General features: G+C 38.5%; 14 protein-coding genes. 6 read left to right on the forward strand and 8 right to left on the reverse strand.

From position 1 onward, the window contains the following. Nucleotide 1: 1 nt before the first annotated feature. The 3 genes from mfd (at nt 2) to cmoB (ending at nt 5,801) form a co-directional block, all read left to right on the forward strand. A complete protein-coding gene (gene mfd, locus ACXPAV_RS04190; RefSeq protein ID WP_458004152.1) occupies nt 2-3,433 on the forward strand; it encodes a transcription-repair coupling factor in 3,432 nt (1,143 codons plus the stop codon). Nucleotides 3,434-3,530: 97 nt separating this feature from the next. Beyond that, complete coding sequence (gene serS / locus ACXPAV_RS04195; RefSeq protein WP_039136624.1) at nt 3,531-4,817, forward strand: serine--tRNA ligase; 1,287 nt, start codon at nt 3,531-3,533, stop codon at nt 4,815-4,817. Between the two features lie 18 nt (nt 4,818-4,835). Further along, nucleotides 4,836-5,801, forward strand: coding sequence for a tRNA 5-methoxyuridine(34)/uridine 5-oxyacetic acid(34) synthase CmoB (cmoB, locus tag ACXPAV_RS04200; RefSeq protein ID WP_458004153.1), 966 nt, complete (start codon nt 4,836-4,838; stop codon nt 5,799-5,801). A 518-nt stretch (nt 5,802-6,319) separates the two neighbouring features. Here cmoB and ACXPAV_RS04205 read toward each other — a convergent pair. From ACXPAV_RS04205 to ACXPAV_RS04220, 4 genes are all read right to left on the reverse strand, one after another. Next, nucleotides 6,320-7,837 (reverse strand): DHA2 family efflux MFS transporter permease subunit, encoded by a 1,518-nt coding sequence (locus ACXPAV_RS04205; RefSeq protein ID WP_458004154.1) that lies wholly within the window; start codon nt 7,835-7,837, stop codon nt 6,320-6,322. Nucleotides 7,838-7,851: 14 nt separating this feature from the next. Continuing rightward, complete coding sequence (locus ACXPAV_RS04210; protein WP_458004155.1) at nt 7,852-9,018, reverse strand: EmrA/EmrK family multidrug efflux transporter periplasmic adaptor subunit; 1,167 nt, start codon at nt 9,016-9,018, stop codon at nt 7,852-7,854. Nucleotides 9,019-9,039: 21 nt separating this feature from the next. Then, a complete protein-coding gene (gene mprA / locus ACXPAV_RS04215; RefSeq protein ID WP_231924180.1) occupies nt 9,040-9,555 on the reverse strand; it encodes a transcriptional repressor MprA in 516 nt (171 codons plus the stop codon). 197 nt (nt 9,556-9,752) lie between these two features. After that, complete coding sequence (locus ACXPAV_RS04220; protein ID WP_458004391.1) at nt 9,753-10,334, reverse strand: NAD(P)H-dependent oxidoreductase; 582 nt, start codon at nt 10,332-10,334, stop codon at nt 9,753-9,755. A 176-nt stretch (nt 10,335-10,510) separates the two neighbouring features. On the opposite strand from ACXPAV_RS04220, the gene hpt reads away from it, so the two are divergent. Beyond that, nucleotides 10,511-11,050, forward strand: a complete 540-nt coding sequence (gene hpt / locus ACXPAV_RS04225; protein WP_039145805.1) for a hypoxanthine phosphoribosyltransferase — start codon at nt 10,511-10,513, stop codon at nt 11,048-11,050. 38 nt (nt 11,051-11,088) lie between these two features. Here hpt and metX read toward each other — a convergent pair whose 3' ends face one another. Next, on the reverse strand, nt 11,089-12,174 hold the full coding sequence (gene metX / locus ACXPAV_RS04230) for a homoserine O-acetyltransferase MetX (RefSeq protein ID WP_458004156.1): 1,086 nt from the start codon (nt 12,172-12,174) through the stop codon (nt 11,089-11,091). Nucleotides 12,175-12,487: 313 nt separating this feature from the next. Here metX and fumC point away from each other — a divergent pair, with 313 nt between their 5' ends. Next, on the forward strand, nt 12,488-13,882 hold the full coding sequence (fumC, locus tag ACXPAV_RS04235; RefSeq protein ID WP_458004157.1) for a class II fumarate hydratase: 1,395 nt from the start codon (nt 12,488-12,490) through the stop codon (nt 13,880-13,882). Nucleotides 13,883-13,956: 74 nt separating this feature from the next. On the opposite strand, the gene hemH is transcribed toward fumC, so the two are convergent. Genes hemH through ydiJ form a run of 3 tightly spaced genes read right to left on the reverse strand, consistent with a single transcriptional unit; the run spans nt 13,957 to nt 18,432 of the window. Then, nucleotides 13,957-14,931 carry a ferrochelatase gene (hemH, locus tag ACXPAV_RS04240; protein ID WP_458004158.1) on the reverse strand — a complete coding sequence of 325 codons (975 nt, stop codon included), beginning with the start codon at nt 14,929-14,931 and terminating at the stop codon, nt 13,957-13,959. 1 nt (nt 14,932) lies between these two features. Continuing rightward, nucleotides 14,933-15,364 carry a PaaI family thioesterase gene (locus ACXPAV_RS04245; RefSeq protein WP_458004159.1) on the reverse strand — a complete coding sequence of 144 codons (432 nt, stop codon included), beginning with the start codon at nt 15,362-15,364 and terminating at the stop codon, nt 14,933-14,935. After that, nucleotides 15,364-18,432 carry a D-2-hydroxyglutarate dehydrogenase YdiJ gene (gene ydiJ, locus ACXPAV_RS04250; protein WP_458004160.1) on the reverse strand — a complete coding sequence of 1,023 codons (3,069 nt, stop codon included), beginning with the start codon at nt 18,430-18,432 and terminating at the stop codon, nt 15,364-15,366. The genes ACXPAV_RS04245 and ydiJ overlap by 1 nt, the downstream gene beginning before the upstream one ends. Before the next feature lie 352 nt (nt 18,433-18,784). Between ydiJ and ompA the strand changes: the two genes are divergently transcribed. Continuing rightward, on the forward strand, nt 18,785-19,870 hold the full coding sequence (gene ompA, locus ACXPAV_RS04255) for a porin OmpA (protein WP_458004161.1): 1,086 nt from the start codon (nt 18,785-18,787) through the stop codon (nt 19,868-19,870). Nucleotides 19,871-19,978: the final 108 nt, after the last annotated feature.

The following is a 19,978-nucleotide window of genomic DNA, read 5'->3' on the forward strand; positions in this document are numbered from 1 at the left end:
TATGCAGATTTTTGATATCAATATTCCGAAAAAAGCAAAAGATCACAAGATTTTAGGTAATATGATTGCCGATAGTCGGGTATTGGCAATTACAGAGGTCGCCGCGCAGTATCAAGGTTTGGTGGTAGTGGTTACGGCGGATATGCGACAAGCTAATCATTTGGCACAAGCGTTGCAACAGTTTTCACTGACAGCACAGATTTTCTCGGATTGGGAAACCTTGCCGTATGATAATTTTTCGCCACATCAAGAGATTATCTCAACCAGATTAAGCACATTGTTTCAGTTGCAACAACAGCAACAAGGCGTGGTCATTTTGCCGATCAGCACCTTAATGCAACGTGTTTGTCCGCCGAGTTATTTGGCACAAAATGTATTTTTAATCAAAAAAGGGCAAACTTGCCGGCTGGAACAACTTAAATTGCAATTAATTAAAGCCGGTTATCGTGCTGTTGATCAGGTGTTTGAACACGGTGAATTTGCCTTGCGTGGTGCACTGCTTGATCTTTATCCGATGGGAAGTGCTTTACCTTATCGCTTGGATTTTTTTGATGACGAAATTGATAGTATTCGCACCTTTGATGTTGATACACAACGTACAATAGCTGAAATTCCACAGATTGATCTGTTACCGGCACACGAATTTCCTATTGATGAAAAAGGAATTGAGTTTTTCCGTACTAATTTTCGTGAAAAATTCGGTGAAATTCGTCGCGATCCGGAACATATTTATCAACAAATCAGTAAAGGAACGTTATTTGCTGGAATTGAATATTGGCAGCCGCTCTTTTTTGAGCAGATGGCAACTTTCTTTGATTATATTCCAATCAATACACTGTTTATTACCGATGAAAAAATTCAACATAGCGGAGAAGTGTTCTTCAGTGATGCGCAATTACGCTATGAAAGCCAAAAAGTTGATCCGATGCGTCCGTTATTAGCGCCGAATGAATTGTGGCTAAAAATGGAATATGTCAATCAATATTTAAAAGATTATCCACGTTTAACCTTGTCAGAGCAGTGTTTAGCAGAAAAAGCGAGCAATCAAAATTTGGCAATTAAAGCATTGCCGGAATTAACAGTCCATTCCCAGCAAAAAGAACCGCTAAAACAGCTAAGACATTTCATTGAGCAATTTGAGCAACCGATCATCTTTTCGGTAGAGAGTGAAGGACGGCGAGAAACGTTACTCTCTTTGTTAAAACCATTGAAGATCAAGCCGACTTCAATCACATCATTGGAACAACTGCCGCAGCAGCGTTTTAATTTAATGATTGGGGCAATGGATCGTGGTTTTATAGCAGAGCAGAAATTTGCTTTTATTTGTGAAACGGATCTTTTAGGAGAGAAAGTTCAGACTCGTCATCGTCAGCAACAAAAAAATGTTAATCCCGATGCATTGATTCGTAATTTGGCAGAGTTAAAAATAGGACAACCTGTAGTGCATTTGGAGCATGGCGTTGGTCGTTATGATGGTTTGACTACATTAGATGCCGGTGGAATGGTAGCGGAATATTTAGTTTTGCGTTATGCCGATGAAGCAAAATTATATGTGCCGGTTTCTTCGTTGCATTTAATCAGCCGTTATGTTGGTGGTGGGGAAGAAAATGCGCCTTTGCATAAATTGGGTAGTGATGCGTGGGCAAGATCTCGTCAAAAAGCAGCAGAAAAAGTGCGTGATGTGGCAGCGGAGCTGTTAGATGTGTATGCGAAACGTGAATCTCAACCGGGATTTGCTTTTAAATATGATCGTGAAGAGTTTCGGCAATTTGCTGATACGTTTCCTTTTGAGGAAACATATGATCAGCAGATGGCAATTAATGCCGTGATTAGTGATATGTGCCAAGCAAAACCGATGGATCGTCTGGTTTGTGGGGATGTTGGCTTCGGAAAAACGGAAGTGGCGATGCGAGCTGCTTTTTTAGCAGTAATGAATCATAAACAGGTAGCAGTGTTGGTACCAACCACTTTATTGGCGCAACAACATTATGATAATTTTCGTGATCGTTTTGCTAATTTACCGGTAAATGTGGAAGTTTTATCACGTTTTAAGACATCAAAAGAGCAAAAAAATGTATTAACTCTTGTTAAAGAAGGAAAAATTGATATTTTAATTGGCACGCATAAATTGTTACAGGGTGATGTTAATTTCCACGATTTAGGATTGCTGATTATTGATGAGGAGCATAGATTCGGTGTCAGACAAAAAGAAAAAATTAAACAGCTCCGCAGTAATATTGATATTTTGACGCTGACGGCAACACCGATTCCACGTACTTTAAATATGGCGATGAACGGTATTCGCGATTTATCGATTATTTCAACACCACCGGCACGCCGTTTGGTAATTAAAACCTTTGTCAGAGAACAAGATAATCGCGTTGTGCGTGAAGCCATTTTGCGTGAAATTTTACGCGGTGGACAGGTCTATTATCTGCATAATGATGTTGCTACTATTCAAAATTGTGCGGAAAAACTGGCAGAATTGGTTCCTGAAGCGAGAATAGGTATTGGACACGGGCAAATGAGAGAGCGTGAACTAGAACGAGTAATGACAGATTTTTATCATCAACGCTTTAATGTTTTAGTTTGTACTACCATTATTGAAACGGGTATCGATATTCCAAGTGCCAATACCATTATCATTGAACGTGCCGATCATTTCGGATTGGCGCAACTACATCAGTTACGTGGACGTGTTGGGCGTTCGCATCATCAAGCGTATGCTTATTTATTGGCTCCGCCGGCAAAATTGATGACGAAAGATGCACAAAAACGGTTGGAAGCTTTGAGTAGTTTAGATAATTTAGGTGCTGGTTTTGTTCTGGCAACTCACGATCTGGAGATTCGGGGAGCTGGAGAATTATTGGGAGATGAACAGAGTGGACAGATTGAAACTATCGGTTTTTCACTGTATATGGAGATGCTGGAAAATGCGATGCAAGCTCTAAAACAGGGTAAAGAGCCGTCATTAGATGAATTAACACAGTCTCAGGTTGAGATTGATCTACGCATTCCGGCATTATTACCCGAAGATTATCTCGGTGATGTGAATTTGCGTTTATCCTTCTACAAAAGAATTGCCGGTGCGAAAACAGAAGAAGAACTTTCCGAGCTTAAAGTGGAATTGATAGACCGTTTTGGCTTATTACCGAATGCGACTAAAAATTTATTTGAAATTGCATCATTGCGCTTACAGGCAAAACCGTTGGGTATTCAAAAAATAGAAACGATGGCAACAGGCGGTTTTATTGAGTTCAGTGCTAATACTCAGCTTGACCCAATGGTTTTCTTAAAACTAATTCAACAAGCACCGAAAGTTTATCGTTTTGATGGTCCTCACAAATTTAAATTTGTGAAAAATTTTGATGACAGTCAACAACGTTTGGATTTTGTAGCGGAACTCATTGCAAAAATTGCAGCACAAAATTAGGAAAATTATTTAAAAATTTCAAACGGGAACAGTGAGTTTCCGTGTTAAAATAAGCATATTCTTAGTCATTAGATTTAAAAGCAAAAAGGAAAAGAGAATGATTGATCCGAATTTATTGCGTAATGATTTGGCAGCAACTGCTGAAAAATTATTAACAAAACGAAATTTTGTTTTAGATGTTCAAAAAATTGAGCAGTTAGAAGAACAGCGCAAACAATTACAAGTGAAAACTGAAACTTTACAAGCTGAACGTAACTCTCGCTCTAAAGCAGTCGGTGCGGCTAAAGCTAGAGGTGAAGATATTCAACCGCTATTAGCCGAAATGGATAATATGGGAACTGAATTAGATCAGGCTAAAATCGCATTGGATCACGTGTTGGAAGAGTTGCGCCAAATTGCATTGTCGATTCCGAATATTCCGGCAGAGGAAGTGCCGTTAGGCAAAGATGATAGTGAAAATCTAGAGGTTTCTCGTTGGGGAGAGCCTAAGCAGTATGATTTCCCAATTCGTGATCACGTAGATTTAGGTGAATTAAGTGGCGGTATCGATTTTCCGACAGCTGTAAAATTGACAGGTGCAAGATTTGTTGTGTTAAAAGGTAAAATAGCACGTTTGCATCGTGCATTGACACAATTTATGTTGGATTTGCATACTGAACAGCACGGTTATTTGGAAATGTATGTGCCTTATTTAGTTAATCACGAAACACTTTACGGTACAGGTCAATTGCCTAAATTCGGTGAAGACCTATTCCATACCAAACCATTGGAAGGCGAACAGCCTTATGCATTAATTCCGACAGCAGAAGTGCCGGTTACCAATACTGTTCGTGGAGAAATTATTGATGTGGAAGATTTACCACTTAAAATGACAGCCCATACACCTTGTTTCCGTTCCGAAGCTGGTTCTTATGGACGTGATACTCGTGGTTTAATTCGTATGCATCAATTTGATAAAGTAGAATTAGTTCAGATTGTAGAGCCTGAAAAATCAATGGATGCATTGGAAGAATTGACCGGACACGCTGAAAAAGTGTTGCAGTTACTAGGATTACCTTATCGTAAAGTATTGCTTTGTACTGGTGATATGGGCTTCGGTTCTTGCAAAACTTATGATTTGGAAGTATGGGTGCCAGCACAAAATACTTATCGTGAAATTTCATCTTGTTCAAATATGTGGGATTTCCAAGCTCGTCGTATGTCAGCACGTTATCGTGTTAAGGGTGAGAAGAAACCTCGTTTAGTTCATACATTGAATGGTTCAGGTTTGGCTGTTGGACGTACATTAGTTGCTGTTTTGGAAAATTATCAACAAGCTGACGGCTCTATTATAGTGCCGGAAGTGCTACGCCCTTATATGAATGGCTTAGAAGTGATTCGTTAAGGAATATTTTATCTGTTTATGATTGATTTCCGTCCTTTTTACCGGCAGATAGCGACAAGTGAGTTGTCTGCTTGGTTGGAGACCTTGCCGGCACAATTAAAACAATGGCAATCAAATGCTCACGGCGAGTATGAGAAGTGGGTCAAAGTAATTGAATTTTTGCCGGAACGACAATCTGCTCGGATTGAGTTGCAACATAGTGTGTCTGCGGAATTGGACATACCATTATCCGAAGGTGAACGGCAACGAATGATTTATCATTTAAAACAGTTAATGCCGTGGCGCAAAGGTCCTTTTCATCTCTATGGAGTATATATTGATTGTGAATGGCGTTCCGATTTTAAATGGAATCGTCTTTTACCGCATATTTCACCATTAAAAGATCGTTTGGTTTTGGATGTAGGGTGTGGTAGTGGTTATCATATGTGGAGAATGGTGGGTGAAGGTGCTAATCTTGTTGTTGGTATAGATCCAACGGAGCTATTTCTGTGCCAGTTTGAAGCAGTAAGAAAGTTGCTGAATAATGATCGCCGCGCACATTTGATTCCGTTAGGAATCGAGCAGATGCAACCGTTAAATGTATTTGATACCGTATTTTCAATGGGGGTACTTTATCACCGTAAATCACCATTGGATCATCTTTCTCAATTGAAAGCACAATTGCGGAAAGGAGGTGAGTTAGTGCTGGAAACGCTAGTTGTTGATGGTGATAAGAATAGTGTGCTTGTTCCGGGGGATCGTTATGCAAAAATGAAAAATGTCTATTTTATTCCATCGGTGGAGGCACTGTTAAATTGGTTGAATAAAACTGGTTTTAAAAATGCACGCTGCGTTGATGTGGCGGTCACCTCATTACAGGAGCAGCGCAAGACGGAATGGTTAGAAAATGAAAGTTTGATTGATTTTCTCGATGCGTCTGATCATAGCAAAACAATTGAAGGTTATCCGGCACCGAAACGTGCGGTGATTATTGCCGAAAAATAATACAACATATTGAAAAAGATGGAATTTTCCCATCTTTTTTAGTCATTCAAAGAAGTTTTCTGTTTTCCATTATCATCAAAATTTTCTTTGGCTAGCCAACGCTCAAATTTCGGCTTCATCTGTAACCACTCCTGTGGCAGCATTGAAAACCAAGCCGTATTGCGATTTCTTCCTTTATCAATGATTGCTAAATAATAGAGATCGTCAGATTGCTGATTTTTCTGTAAAAATTATCGAACACTCTTTATCTGGCAAGGCATTCATTGGCAAGTAGATCCATTGTAATGCTAAACTTTCATGATCATAAAAAGAGTAAATATCATATCCAAATGATGCTCAGTGCAAAGACGCTCTAAGCGGCAATAACGGAATTCTAAGCTATTAATATTCGTTTTTCTCCGGCGGTAAAATTTTCAATAACTTAGCCAATAGCTTGATTAAAAATGTTGATAGGTATGTTGCTTATTATCATCAAAAAAACGGTGTGGCGGAATTAGGTGACACACCGTTTATTATGGTTAATGTTTTGTACCGAAAGGTGGTTTTGCTAACCAAATAATGACAAAAAGCAACATAAATGCAATAGCTGAAACATAGAATATTTCGTTTGCACCAATAATTAGCCCCTGTTGTGTGATTTGATTAGCAAGAGAAGCGGCAGTTTGCGTTTCATTCAGCCCTTTTTCTGCCATTGCTTGGAAATATTGCTGTGATGCCGGATTATAGGGGGTAATATTTTCTACCATTTCACCGTGATGTAGGGCTTCACGGTTATACCACATAAATGTGGTTAAGGATGTGCCGACAGAACCGGCTAAGGTTCGCAAAAAGTTGAATAAACTTGAAGCAGAAGCCGTTTCTTCCGGTTTTAATCCTGAAAGGGTAATAGTGGTTAAAGGCATAAAGAAACAGGCTACAGCAATCCCTTGGATAAATTGCGGCAGTGCTACGGCAGCAAAATCCATTTCCGGCTCAAAAGTGACTGCGCGCCAGTGGAATGTCAATGCATACACGAAGAAACTGACAGTCACTAATAAACGCATATCTACTTTATGTCCGAAACGTCCGATAATGGGGGAGAGTAACAGCGGAAATAAGCCAATTGGTGCAGTCGCAAGACCTGCCCACGTTGCTGTATAACCATATACCTGCTGTAATAACAGCGGAATTAAAACAACAGAACCTAAATAAATTAGGAATGCTAGAGAGGTACAAAGGCAACCGACAGTGAAATTGCGTTTCTGAAACAGCGCAATATCAACAATAGGATGTTTTTCACCCAATTCCCAAATGATTAAGGTGATTAAACCAATGGCAGCAATAATTGCTAATACAACAATTTCAGTTGAATTGAACCAATCTTCTTCACGTCCACGATCCAACATTAATTGTAAGGCTCCTACACCGAAAATAAGCAGAATTAAACCGATACTGTCAATCGGTTGCTTGTAGGTTTTAGTTTCACGATCTCTTAATGTAATTTGTGTGAATAAAATAACTAAAATTCCAACTGGAATATTGATAAAAAAGATCCAACCCCAATGGAAATCATCACTTAACCAACCGCCAAGAATCGGTCCGCAAATTGGCGCAACGACCACCGTCATCGACCAGAAAGCCAATGCCATAGCACGACGTTGCGGCGGATAATTATTCAGCAATAAACTTTGTGAGAGCGGTACAATCGGACCGGCAGCCAATCCTTGAATGATACGGCAAGCAATCAACATATTCAGTGAATGTGAAATACCGCATAACCAAGAGGCAATAACAAAGATCAGCACTGAAACCAAAAATAGTTTTACTTCACCGAAACGCCGAGCTAGCCAACCGGTAATAGGAATTGCAATTGCATTTGCAACACCAAAAGAGGTGATTACCCAAGTTCCCTGTGTACTTGAAGCTCCCAGATCGCCAGCGATAGTAGGAATAGCAACATTAGCGATAGTTGAATCAAGGACTTGCATAAAAGTGGCTAATGCAAGTCCTAAGGTCATCATAACTAATGCACCGCCTTTAATTGGTGTTTGATTCATTCTGACACTCCCAATTAATGACTATTCTGTTGGATAATTTCCATAATTTCTTGATCAATCGGCGCTAAATCATAATGTACAGTATCAGTTTGATAAAGAGGTTGATTACGAACCTTATTCGGTAGCACCTCTCCATCTTGATTTGAAGTATTGACTTCTGCTGTTGCTGAGAGTCCTATGCGTAATGGATATTTCTGGATCTGTTCCGGATTAAGGGTGATTCTGACTGGCAGACGTTGAACTACTTTAATCCAGTTTCCGGTTGCATTTTGTGCCGGCAAAAGTGAAAAAGCACTACCTGTTCCAGCATCAATACCAGTTACTGTACCGTCAAATTCAATGTCATCACCATATAAATCAAAAACGATATTAACCGGCTGACCTATTCGGATATTTTTTAATTGGGTTTCTTTAAAGTTGGCATCTAACCAGATCTGATTAAGTGGCACTACGGCAAGCAATGGCGAACCTGCTTTAATACTTTCACCCACCTGTACACTGCGTTTAGCAATATAACCAGTAGCCGGACTGATTACTTTAGTGCGCTGTAAATTTAACCACGCTTGACGAACATTGTCAGCTGCTTGAATCACGGCAGGTTGTTCGGCAATAGGTGTATTTAGCAATAAGGCTTTAGTGGCATTTAACTGTTCATATGTCGCATTCAAATCGCTTTTCGCTATTGTTACCGCATCAACTGCGTGTTGATAATCTTCTTTGGATACTGCACCGGTTTTATTCAAACCTTGACGGCGAGAAAGATCCTGTTCGGCTTGTTTTAATGCAATTTGTTTCGCGTCAAGCAGAGAAGTTAATTGTTTTTCCGTAAAAGTGAGTTGCGTGGTTTTACGAATAGTATCAGCCAAAGTATGTTTAGCTTGAGAAAGTGCTAATTTAGCATCACTATTATCAAGCTCAACTAAAACATCACCTTTATTGACTAAATCAGTGCTTTCAAAATTTACTTTGGCAACACTGCCGGAAACTTGAGATGAAACTTGAATGATATTGCCCGCCACATAGGCATCATCGGTTTCAGTAAAATCTTTAACAAAAAATAACCAGTAGAGAAAACAGGCTACGGAAATTATAAGTAATAAAATAAAGAAGGAAACTAGACGTTTCCTTCTAATGTTATTACGAACAGTATTCTTTTTTTCTTGTTCGGACATCTCTGACATATAAAAACCTTAAAGTAAAAACTACGTTCTATGAGGATGATACTCATCTAAACGTTTTGATAGTTTAAGCAATAATTTACGCAGAGTTTGATTCTCTTTGTCAGTGAGTACACTGAAGATAGAACCCATTAATTCCCATTGATGAGGTAAAATATCTTGCAAGAATTTCAAGCCTTTCTCATTAATACGTAAACTGAAACAACGTCTATCTTCCGGCACGCTAATACGATCAATTAACCCTTTATCGACAAGCTCATCGGAAATGCGAGTTGCATTAGTGCGTGATGAACCTAAGATTTCACTAAGATGTGAAGGTTGAATTTCGTGGTTAGGTTGCAAATAAGTTACGATCAACGCTTCAAAAAGCGTATGATTTAGTCCCACCTCTTTAAGGAAATGGTTGCGATGTTCAAGATAATTACTATTCACATTGAATAATAAACGTACAAGAACGACTTGATCTAATGGCATATTAGGGAAATCTTCTGCATAAATTTTTAATACGCTATCAGTATCAGATAACAATTTATTCATCATAAGTTACCTCGGGCAATAATATAGAGTAAAACAATAAACCTTGCAATAATAACTTGTCAAATTATATTTTGATCAAGTTTACTTAAAATTGCCAAATAATTTACAATTAATGATAATAAATTATGTAAAGCAATATAAATACCTAGCAATAAGTATTTGTAACAAAAGTTATAAAGATGTTGTATTAAAATATATGTCTATTTTTGTTTGCGCAACACTTTTTTTACATTTTCTAAAATTTGTTTGCGTAATTTATCATCAATAATATGAATGTCGCCGAAAAAATGAGAATGAATATCCGTAATACCACAATAATTGAAAAGACCGTTCACCAGTGTGTGATCAAATGCCTGCATAAATCCCTTTTGCTGATATTCGTATATGTTATTCCCAAATGTTACAAATTGTAACATTTTTTTATCATTTAATAACCCTCTACTGCCGTTATCATCTGTTTGATATGCAAATCCGTGACTGAGAACACGATCAAGATACCCTTTTAACATAGCCGGGAAGCCCATCCACCAAAGTGGATAAATGAGGGTAATAAGATCCGCTTCATCAATAAATTGTTGTTCCAATTTTATATCAACAGGAATATTACCTTTATTAATCTGTTCAAACTCATTCCATGTTAGAATAGGATTAAATTTAAGTTGATAAAGATCTCGGATGACTACATCCATTCCCATTTCTTTAGAAGTTTGAACCACTTCTTCTAGAATGGCGTGATTGAAGCTGTTTTCGTTAGGATGTGTATAGATGATTAAGTGTTTCATCACTTTTATTTCAATAGAGTAAGGTTATCAATAAGCGCAAGTAATATTATTGTAATAATTGTATTTATGCAATATGTATGCTACATAAATTGAAAGATTTTTTTGGAATATTTTTTAATTTTTGTAAATTGAGTGTATTATCACCAAAAAGGTATCTACTAGGGAGTTATAGTCGAATGAAAAAACACCACTTGGAAACATTAATCACCAAACAAAATGTGACATCAAGAATTGAAGAGTTAGGTAAAGAAATAAGCCGTTACTACCAGCATAATAGAAGTGAAGGTATTTATGTGGTGGGGTTGTTACGGGGGTCATTTATGTTTATGGCGGATCTCGTTCGTACAATTGATATACCGTTAGAAGTAGACTTTATGGTAGCGTCTAGTTATGGAAGCGGTATGATCACTAATCACGATGTCAAAATCGTAAAAGATTTGGAAGGCGAAATCAGAGGCAAAGACGTTTTGATTGTGGAAGATATTATTGATACCGGTTATACCTTGGATAAAGTAAGACAAATTTTATCTTTGAGAGAACCAAAATCACTACATATTTGCACATTGCTAGATAAACCGTCACGCCGTGAAGTGGAAGTTCCTGTTGATTGGATTGGCTTTAGTATTCCCGATGAATTTGTTGTCGGTTATGGTATTGATTATGCTCAACAATATCGTCAGTTAGGATACATTGCTAAAGTTATATTGGAAGAGTAATGAACAGGTAGTTTTAGCTAAAGGTAGGGGAGATCTCACTACTCTACGATTTCCCCTAATCCATAACGAATTCTTGGTGCAAAAAATTCATAGTCCACCAAAAAAGCATCGTGTCCAAAATCAGACCCAATTTCATCATAATGCAGATTAACGCCGGCGTTTTGTAATAATTGCCGACTTTTCTGTAAATCAAACAGCTTGAAGAGTTGGTCGGTCGTTACGGCGATCAGTGTATATTGCGCTTTAATCCGCGATAATGCGGCGGAGATATTCTCATAACCGATAGAGGGATCATAGAGATCCAAAGCACGTGTTAATTGGATATAACTATTAGCATCGAAACGTCCGAGAAATTTTTTCCCCTGATAACTTAGATAGGATTCCACTTGGAAATAATCGCCGAGCAGATCATTTTTCTGTTTTATGGCTCTGCCGAACGCTTTCGTCAATTGTGTATGGGTGCGATAGGTGAGCATTCCCAACATTCTTGCGGTGGATAAACCTTGATCAGGGTGTTTACCCTGATAATAGTGACCTTGATTGTAATTTGGATCTTGAATAATTGCTTGGCGCATTACGTGATTAAAACCGATTGCTTCGGCACTCATATAAAGGGAAGAACAAAGATTAATCACATAATCCATAAAGTCGGGATAATTGATTGCCCATTGTGTGGCTTGCATACCACCGAATGACCCACCAATGACAGCGTGCAGATGAGAAATCTCTAGTTGATCGAGCAATGCTTTTTGTAGTTGAACAATATCTTGTACCGTAATTTGCGGGAAATCACCACCGTAGGGCAAATTAGTCGCCGGATTGATGCTCATTGGGCCGGTAGTTCCTTTGCAACCACCTAGAACATTAGAACAGATAAGGAAATATTTATCAATATCCAAAGCACGATTGGGGCCAATAAATTCTTGCCACCAGCCTTTCTGTTTTTCATCTTCAAAATAGGGTTCTGCATCACCTGTTAATGCGTGGCAGATCAAAACCGCATTATTTTTTTGTGCGTTTAACTTACCGTAAGTTTGATAACAAACTGTAATATTCTGTAGTGATCCGCCTAAAGTAAGCGCAAGGGGAGCATCAGTGAATAAAGTAAGTTGTTGTGCTGACATATCAATACCTAAAACAGCTAATTATTATTATGAGAGGGTTAATAAATTAGCGGTCGATAGAATGATTGTCAAGAAATTTTAGCCATCTATACATCTAGAAAGTAAAAAGTCTAAACGTCTATTGTTGATATTGTTTTAGCATACATAACAAATGTAGAAAAAACATTCATTTGCAGTAGAAGACATTTTAAATTTTATGATCTGTGTCATAAAACGAAAAATTTGATTAATAGATAAATTCAATTTATACCTCTTGGGTGTTAAAATTAGACCAATTTTTTAACATTTAATTATTTATCTAGAGGTAAACATTATGGAATTTAGAATTGAACACGATACGATGGGCGAAGTGAAAGTGCCGGCAGATAAATATTGGGCAGCACAAACTGAACGTTCACGCAATAACTTTAAAATCGGGCCGGCTGCTTCAATGCCTCACGAAATTATAGAAGCTTTTGGTTATTTGAAAAAAGCAGCAGCATATGCCAACTATGATTTAGGGGTATTACCGGTAGAAAAAAGAGATTTAATTGCTCAGGCGTGCGATGAGATTCTTGCTAATAAATTAGATGATCAATTCCCACTTGTAATTTGGCAAACCGGTTCTGGTACGCAATCTAATATGAATGTGAATGAAGTGGTTGCAAATCGTGCACACGTTTTAAACGGCGGTAAATTAGGTGAAAAGAGTATTATTCACCCGAACGATGATGTTAATAAATCACAATCTTCTAATGATACTTATCCAACAGCAATGCACATTGCTGCTTACAAGAAAGTTGTTGAAACGACTATTCCGGCAGTTGAACGCTTACAAAAAACTTTTGCTGAAAAATCAGCTAAATTTGCAAATGTTGTTAAAATTGGTCGTACTCACTTGATGGATGCTACTCCATTAACATTAGGTCAAGAGTTCTCTGCTTATGCTGCTCAACTTAGTTTCGGCTTAAAAGCATTAAAAAACACTTTACCTCACCTTAGCCAATTAGCGTTAGGCGGTACTGCTGTAGGTACGGGTTTAAATACACCGAAAGGTTATGATGTTAAGGTAGCAGAATATATTGCGAAATTTACTGGCTTACCATTTGTGACCGCAGAAAATAAATTTGAAGCATTGGCAACTCACGATGCGATTGTTGAAACTCACGGTGCGTTGAAACAGTTAGCAATGTCACTTTTCAAAATTGCTAATGATATTCGTCTATTAGCTTCTGGCCCACGCTCAGGCATTGGAGAAATTTTGATTCCGGAAAATGAGCCTGGTTCTTCTATTATGCCGGGTAAAGTTAATCCAACACAATGTGAAGCAATGACAATGGTCTGTGCTCAAGTATTGGGTAATGACACGACTATTTCATTTGCAGGTTCTCAAGGGCATTTCCAATTAAACGTATTTAAACCGGTAATGGCATACAATTTCTTACAATCTGCGCAATTATTGGCAGACGCTTGTATTTCATTTGATGAACATTGTGCAGTGGGTATTGAACCTAACTATCCACGTATTAAGATGCAGTTAGAAAATTCATTAATGCTGGTGACTGCACTAAATACACATATCGGTTATGAAAAAGCAGCGAAAATTGCTAAAACTGCTCACAAAAATGGCACAACTCTGCGTGAAGAAGCAATTAATCTTGGCTTTGTAACTCCTGAACAATTTGATGAGTGGGTACGTCCAGAAGATATGGTTGGCAGTTTAAAATAATTGTCTAAATTAAATAAAAGATAAAAAGAGTTGGTTTTCTGCCAACTCTTTTTTATTGAGATAGTTTCAAGATACTACCGCAATTTTTCTTTAATTAATTGATAAAGCAACTCAATGTGTTGTTCACTATCATTTAATGCTGGGATATATTGGTATTGCTTACCACCAGCAGCTAGAAAAATATCACGATTTTCCACCGCAATTTCTTCTAATGTTTCCAAGCAATCGACAGCAAAACCGGGACAAATAACCACAATTTCTTCAACACCTTGCTGAGCCAATTTAGTCAGTGTTTCATCGGTATAAGGTTGTAACCAAGGTTCTTTACCGAAACGTGATTGGTAACTCATTGTCCACTGATTTGAGTTTAAATCTAAATTGGTTACTACTTTATTGACGGTTTGTCTGCAGTGTTCGTCATAATAATCACCTAACTGCTGATAACGCTGCGGAATGCCGTGAAATGAGAACAATAAGTGAACATCATTCTGCAAATAAGGTTGAATCGATTGACTTAGGGCAGTAATGTAATTCGGATGATTGTGATAAGAAAAAATTATCTCAAATGGAAGAATATGCCGTTGTTTTCGCAATGCTTGATGAAACGTATCTAAAACCGAAGCCGTTGTAGTGCTGCTGTATTGCGGATATAGCGGTAATAAAATAATATCATTTACCTGTTTTTGGTAAAGCCGTTGTAATGCATCTTCCATTGATGGATTACCATAGGTCATTGCCAATTCCACTACAACATTTTCATTTTCGTTCTGAAAGCGCTGTTGCAATGCTGACTGTTGGCGGCGGCTGATTGCCAACAGCGGTGAGCCTTCTGTTTGCCAAATTTGTTGATAAAGTTTGGCGACTCGAGGTGCACGTTTTGGCAAAATAATTAAATTTAATAGTGGTAACCACTGCCAACGAGGCAGATCAATAATACGAGGATCAGTTAAAAACTGGCGTAAATAGCGTTTTACTGCCGGTATAGTCGGTGCATCAGGCGTACCTAAATTGACCAACAGTACACCTGTTTTTCTCTTATCTGCTTGCATATTACCTCTTGTCACGATTTATCACAGAAAGAGTTAAACGACTTTGACAACAAAGAGTTTTCTGTGAATTGGTAATATCAATTTGCCAAACTTGTAATGTTCGTCCAATGCGTAATGGTACAGCTCGCGCAGTGATACGCTCGCCCATCCGCATTGCTTTTAAATGGCTGGCATTAATTTCAACGCCAACCACGGCTTTATCTTCATCACAAGCACAAAATCCGGCTAAAGAACCGACAGTTTCTGCTAACACGGCAGAAATACCGCCGTGCAGTAAACCCATAGGTTGACAATGGCGTTGATCCACTGTTAATGAGGCTTCCAACCAATTATTGCCTTGAGCGGTAAATTCAATGCCAAGCTGGCTGACAGCGGTATTCTGATTAATACGATTTAAATCGTGCAATGAAAAGAACTTCTTCCAAATAGCCATTAATTTAAAATCTCCAATAATCCTTGTAATGGGTGTTTTGTTATTTGATGTTCAATACGTTTCACTTGACTACGGCAAGAATAGCCTGAAACCAAACAATATTGCCACGCTTTATCCTGAATCTTTTTTGCCCACGATAGTTGATAAATTTCTTTGGAAGTCTGTTCGTGGACGGTTTCGTGTCCATAAGTTCCTGCCATACCACAACAACCCACTTGTACAATTTCTAACTTTTCGCCGAATTTGGCAAAAATTGCCTGCCACTGCTTGCTACTGTTTGGCGATAAGCTACTCTCAGTACAGTGCGGGAACAGATACCAAGTTGGTTTTTCTGTGTGATCATCAGAATGGATTTCTAATTGTTCAATAACTTGTGAAAGCCATTCTTGAGAAGTTAGCACCTTAAAATCACCTCGTTTTTCACCTAAGATTTGTTTATATTCATCACGATAGGAAAGCACGACAGCGGCATCAACCCCGACCAACGGCACGCCTAATTTCGCCACTCGATTGAGCATTTCTGACTGTTTATGTGCAGTTTTACTGAATCGTGTTAAAAAGCCTTTAATGTGCTGTGCTTTTCCATTAGGACGGAACGGCAATACTATCGCTTCAAACCCTAATTTTTTTGTTAAACGTACAAAATCAGCAACTACTTTGGCATCATAAAAAGAGGTAAACGGGTCTTGAACAATAAACACCATTTTTTCACGTTGTTTTTGTGATAGCTGTTCTAATTGCTCCAATGAGCGATCGGTATAATGAATTTCGACTAACTGTTGTTGCAATGATGGCACGGAAAGTTGCGGTAAATCGACCATTCCAATCAGTTTTCGAGTTATATGCTGACTGAATGGATGCGCTGTAACAGCATTAAAAAAGATTGGTGCTTTCGCCATTAGCGGAGCGATAGTTTCAACATTTGCCACCACATAATCTTTAAGCGGACGCATATAACGTTGATGATAGAGATGTAGAAATTTCGCTTTAAATTCTAGCACATCAATTTTAATCGGGCATTGGCTGGCACAAGCTTTGCAAGATAAGCAGGTATCCATCGCTGCTTTTACTTCGTGAGAAAAATCATCCTGATGATCTTTACTGAAACGATGACGAATTTTCGCAATAAAATCAGTTAATTTAATTTCACTCTTCTCAAAATTGAGTTGATCGGCGGAAACCCCGGCTTGAGCCAACAATCGCAACCATTCACGCACTAATGCGGCACGCCCTTTCGGTGAGAATACTCGGTTGCGGCTAATCTTCATTGAAGGGCACATTACGCTGTCAACATCAAAATTAAAACAAAGTCCGTTACCGTTACAATTCACTGCACCTCGGAATTGATCTTTAACTTTAACCGGAATTTGGCGATCATAGTCGGCACGCATTGGGGAGAGAACCTCAAACATTTTAGTGTCTGAATTTAACGGTTTACAAATTTTGCCCGGATTCAAGCGGTTGTCCGGATCAAATAGCGTTTTTATCTGCTGTAAAACTTGCCAAAGCTGTTCACCGAAGAATTTACGGCTATATTCTCCACGCACGCCTTTGCCGTGTTCCCCCCAAATTAAACCACCATATTTTTGAGTAAGATCGGCAACTTGGTCAGAAATGGATTTAAATAATTTGACCTGTTCGCTGTCACAGAGATCGAGCGCAGGGCGAACGTGTAAAACGCCGGCATCGACGTGACCGAACATACCGTATTCAAGATGATGTTTATCTAAAAGGGCTCTGAATTCAGTGATGTAATCGGCAAGATTTTCCGGTGGCACGCAAGTATCTTCAACAAATGGGATTGGTTTGGCACGCCCTTTAGCATTGCCTAATAATCCAACTGCTTTTTTACGCATCGCATAAATTTTTTCAATCGAGGCTAAATCACTGCAAACTTGATAGCCGATAACATCATTTTGTTGCGTAGCGATAGCCTGATCCAAGCGTTGACATAATTGTTGTACTTGTTGTTGCTGGTAATGCTCATTGTTGCCGGCATATTCAACAATATTTAAGCCTAGGATCGGCGCATTGTCTTCTTCTTTTAATAATTCAGAAACGGAATGCCAAATAATATCCTGTTTTGCTAAGTTCAAGACTTTTGAGTCAACTGTTTCCACCGAAAGCGCTTTTGCCGCAACCATTGCCGGAGCGTGCCTTAATGCTGCATCAAAGGAGCGATATTTAATATTGATCAAAGTGCGATATTGAGGAATCGGCAGTAAATTGAGTTTGGCTTCACAAACAAAAGCGAGTGAGCCCTCTGAGCCGGTCAGAATTCGGCTTAAATTAAATTTAGATAGGTCATCATTAAAGACGTGTTTTAAATCATAACCGGTAATAAAACGGTTAAGCTGCGGCAAATCAGCAAGAATTTGTGGACGATATTGGCGACACAGTTGTGCTACCTGTTGGTGAATTTGCTTGCCGGTAGAAGAAAAATTTGCGGCAGCAATGTTATCTTCAAACTGATCGCAATCAATGCTTTCCGTATCTAAAATATCCCCATTAATCAGCACTGAACGCAAACTTAGCACGTGATCTGACGTTTTGCCGTATTGCAATGAACCCTGCCCTGAAGCATCGGTATTAATCATTCCACCAAGAGTGGCTCGATTACTAGTTGAAAGTTCTGGTGAAAAGAAAAGTCCGTGTGGTTTTAAAAAACGATTCAGTTGATCCTTAACTACGCCTGCTTGTACACGCACCCAACGTTCTTTCACATTGAGTTCCAAAATTTGATTCATATGACGAGAGAGATCAACGATGATAGTGCTGTTTAATGATTGTCCGTTAGTGCCGGTGCCACCGCCGCGCGGTGTGAATTTTAAGGTTTTAAATTGATCGCGTTGTGCAAGTTTGGCCAGGCGGACAATGTCTGCAATCTCTTTCGGAAAGAGCAGTGCTTGAGGGAGTTGTTGATAAACGCTATTATCTGTCGCCAGAGAGAGCCGATCAGCATAGTGATAAGCGATATCGCCGCTAAAGCCTTGATATTGGAGTTGTTCTAAGTATTGCTTTACTAAAGGATCAATTTGCTGATGACTTGCTAAATAAGGGATAACCATAATTAAAACCTTGTACTATAATTGTTGTGAGTGCATTTGAAAGACAACTATACTAGCACAAAATCTTATAAAGAAGAGGTTTATCCGCAATTAGACATCGGATCGTCTCAAAAATTTTTAAAAAATCAAAAAACAATGTTTAATTGTCGATTAATTAGTCTTAATTTGTTTATTTTTTATGCAAAAATTAAAGAAAAGTTTGCTTTTATGTTTTGCAATAGCGATAATAAACAGCACCAAATAAATGAGAAAATTTCATTTATTTAGGGGCTGGATTGAATTTACTGTTATTGGAAGTAAATGACGATCCAAATAATCCAAATATAGATGATAAATTCAAGAGGATTTTATAATGAAAAAGACTGCAATCGCATTAGCAATTTCAGGATTAGCATTCGTATCAGTAGCACAAGCAGCTCCTCAAGCAAACACTTTCTACGCTGGTGCGAAAGCTGGTTGGGCATCATTCCACAATGATGTTAAACAATTTGATAATATCTATGGTCAAGATGCTTATAGTACTTTTGACCAAGATGATAAATTTGGCGTTCATCGTAACTCTGTAACTTACGGTGTATTCGGTGGTTACCAAATCACTGATAACTTCGCTGTTGAAGCAGGTTATGACTTCTATGGTCAATTAAAAGGTCACCAAGGTGACAGTGTTCGTGCACGTCACACTGCCCACGGTTTAAATCTTAGCTTAAAAGCAAGCTATCCGGTAGCTTATGTTGACGGTTTAGACGTTTACGGTCGTTTAGGTGCAGCATTAATCCGTTCTGATTACACTGCTCACGAAGACGGTGAAAAAGTATTGTCTGAACACAAATTAAAAGTATCTCCTGTATTCGCAGCCGGTGTTGAATATGCAATTCTTCCTGAATTGGCAGCACGTTTAGAATACCAATGGGTTGCTAAAGTAGGTAAAATTGATCAGTTCGATGATATATCTTACAGCCCAAGCATTGGTTCTGTATCTTTAGGTCTTTCTTACCGTTTCGGTCAGTCAGCAGCTCCTGCGCCAGTTGTTGAAGTAATCAACAAAAAATTCGCATTAAGCTCTGATGTATTGTTCGCATTCGGTAAAGCAAACTTAAAACCTGAAGCAGCGCAATCATTAGATAATTTACAACAAGAAATCTCTAAAGTTGGTACTTTATCTTCTGTTGAAGTTGCAGGTTACACAGACCGTATCGGTTCTGACAAATATAACCAAAAACTTTCACAAGAACGTGCTAACACAGTTGCTAACTACTTAGTTTCTAAATCAATCTCTCCAGATGTAATCAAAGCAGTTGGTTACGGTGAAGCTAACCCTGTAACTGGCAACACTTGTGACGCAGTTAAAGGTCGTAAAGCGTTAATCGCTTGCTTAGCCCCAGACCGTCGTGTTGAAGTTTCTGTAAGTGGTCAGCAGCAACAAACTATTGAACAATAATTTATTTATTGTTTATTAACTTAGCTGAAAATCCCGGATTACCGGGATTTTCTTTTTTATCTCTTTGTCAGAGAATTACTCTCTCATTTTTCTACTCCATTTGATAGT

The sequence above is a fragment of the Gallibacterium sp. ZY190522 genome (assembly GCF_054166015.1).